This is a genomic window from Paenibacillus sp. OT2-17 (genome assembly GCF_009827695.1).
Lineage (GTDB): Bacteria > Bacillota > Bacilli > Paenibacillales > Paenibacillaceae > Paenibacillus > Paenibacillus polymyxa_B.
Genome location: NZ_WUDQ01000628.1, coordinates 1 through 2038 on the forward strand (window position 1 = coordinate 1; position 2038 = coordinate 2038).

General features: G+C 47.1%; 2 protein-coding genes and 1 pseudogene. All 3 read left to right on the forward strand.

Annotated features, from left to right (window positions below; genetic code table 11):
* The coding region (locus GRP75_RS25430; RefSeq protein WP_237449193.1) for an ABC transporter substrate-binding protein at positions 1–809 on the forward strand (809 nt) is incomplete at its 5' end.
* Positions 810–859: 50 nt separating this feature from the next.
* Entirely contained in the window at positions 860–1786 is a 927-nt protein-coding gene (locus GRP75_RS25435) for an ABC transporter permease (protein WP_023988940.1), read from the forward strand.
* A 30-nt stretch (positions 1787–1816) separates the two neighbouring features.
* Positions 1817–2038 (forward strand): annotated as a pseudogene (locus GRP75_RS25440) (D,D-dipeptide ABC transporter permease); the annotation flags it as partial.

Consider the following 2038-nt stretch of genomic DNA (forward strand, 5'->3'; position numbering starts at 1 on the left):
TGACGTTGAAGAGTGACCCTAATTTCCAATTGTTGCAGGTCAATACCCTAGGATTGCCATATACACTGTTCATTAACCAAAAGAAGACACCGTGGAATGAATTAAAGGCGAGGCAGGCATTGCAATATGGTATTGATGTGGGGACGATCGTCAAAACGCTGTATCTAGGAACTTATGAACAGGCTTGGTCGCCACTCACTCCAGGTATTTTTGGATATGATAAATCACTGGAAAAAGGCTTGCAGCCTGATCTTAACAAGGCCAATCAGTTACTGGATGAGTTGGGGTGGGCTAAGGGAACGGATGGTTTTCGGGTGAAGGATGGACAACGTCTGACGCTGCATTATGTAGACGGCACACCGAACCGTGAAAAACGGAACGACATTGCAGCCATTATTCAGCAGCAGCTGAAGAAAATCGGTGTTGATGTGAAGATTGAAATTACCAAGGATATTGCAACAGTTGTATATACGAACGGAAACTATGATTTCTACGGAAATAGCCAGGTCAATGTGGACCCGAACGCTTTATATGCTTTTTACCACACAGCGGCACCAAATCAGCGGCCTACACTGCCTAACTTCTCCAATCCAGAGGTCGACAAGCTGTTGGAGCAGGGAGCTATTGAACAGGACGATGCCAAGCGGGAGGAGATTTATAAAAAGGTGCAACAGCTAATACGTGATCAGGCCGTCATCATTCCGATTTATGTTTTCCCTTATACGGTTGGAGCAGCCAAGTCAGTGCAGGGTCTCAAATTCGATGTAGTGGGTTATCCGCTCTTTAACGATGTGCGTATTCAAAAATAGTATTGCTAAATAATTTCTGGGGACCATCCAGTAAGGAAGGAGTGTGGGCTATGATCAGAGCTGTTGCAGAAAGACTGGTTACTTCTTTGTTGGTCATTCTGGGTTCCTGCATTTTAGTATTCAGCATTTTGTATCTGCTCCCGGGGGACCCGGTGGATTCGATTCTTGACCCTTCAACGGCCACGCCAGAGATGATCGCCAATTTGCGTCATAAGCTGGGAGTGGATCAGCCTTTTCATGTTCAGTTTTTGAACTATTTCGGAAATCTGCTACAAGGTGATTTTGGAAAATCACTGCTCAATGCTGATCCGGTGCTGCCTAAAATATGGGTCAATCTCCCGCCTACACTGGCGCTGACGCTTGCCGGTTCTGCTATTTCGGTCATTATTGGTGTCCTGCTTGGAGTGCTGTCGGCCATTCATCGGGATAAACCGATTGATATCATCGCACGAATCGTTGGATTGTTCGGCATTTCTATGCCCACATTCTGGTCAGGCATTCTGCTGTTGCTTATTTTCTCCATTCACTTGGGATGGCTGCCTGCTATGGGCTCGGACGGTTGGAAAACTCTTGTGCTTCCGTCTCTCACTTTGGGCATTGTCGGTGCAGGGTTCATTGTCAGAATGGTGCGTAACAGTATGCTGGAAGTCATTAATGAGCAGTTCATCGTAACGCTCCGTTCCAAGGGTTTGTCTGAGAAGGTTATTATGTATCGCCATGCGCTACGCAATGCGTTGATTCCAGCGATAACGATGATCGGGATGCTGATGGGAGAAATGCTGGCCGGAGCAGTTGTGAGTGAGACGGTATTTTCACGGCAAGGCATTGGGCGTTTAATTGCGGACGCAATTATGGCTAAAGACTTGCCAGTTGTGCAGGGAGTTGTATTGTTCTCTGCCATCATGTATGTGATCGTAAATCTGCTGGTGGATATATCGTATACGTTCATTGATCCAAGGGTTAGACGCTCGGCGTAAGCCGGAAGGATTCAGGGAGGAGGAAGTCGGTTGAGAGAAACAATGGCTGCCAAAACAATTTGGAAGGAAAGAAAGCTGCGGGTAGCTCGGCAAACTGGAAGGTGGCGGCTCGGTGGAGTGTCGGATGGGTTCGTATATGCGGCGGGACTGATTATTGTGTTCGTAATCGTCTGTGCGGCGTTTCCACAATGGATTGCTTCTTATGCACCCACAGAAATGTTAAGCGACCATATTTTACAAGGCCCAAGTGCT